This is a genomic window from Pseudoalteromonas sp. PPB1 (assembly GCF_015356275.1).
In the GTDB taxonomy this organism is placed as follows: domain Bacteria; phylum Pseudomonadota; class Gammaproteobacteria; order Enterobacterales; family Alteromonadaceae; genus Pseudoalteromonas; species Pseudoalteromonas rubra_D.
The window spans coordinates 1-221 of record NZ_JACEQV010000120.1; the positions used below are offsets into that span (position 1 = coordinate 1).

Below are 221 nucleotides of genomic sequence, written 5' to 3' on the forward strand. Positions count from 1 at the left end.
TCACCACGGAGTGATTCATGACTGGGGTGAAGTCGTAACAAGGTAGCCCTAGGGGAACCTGGGGCTGGATCACCTCCTTATCGACTTAGAACTGATTTGTTCGAAGTGTCCACACAGATGATTGTTGATTAGAATTAGAGAACACAAACATTGTTTGGGTCTGTAGCTCAGCTGGTTAGAGCGCACGCCTGATAAGCGTGAGGTCGGTAGTTCAAGTCTAC

1 rRNA gene is annotated in these 221 nt (G+C 48.0%); it reads left to right on the plus strand.

The window, feature by feature from the left end:
• A 16S ribosomal RNA gene (locus IY568_RS25490) occupies positions 1 to 80 on the plus strand; the annotation flags it as partial.
• Positions 81 to 221 lie beyond the last annotated feature (141 nt).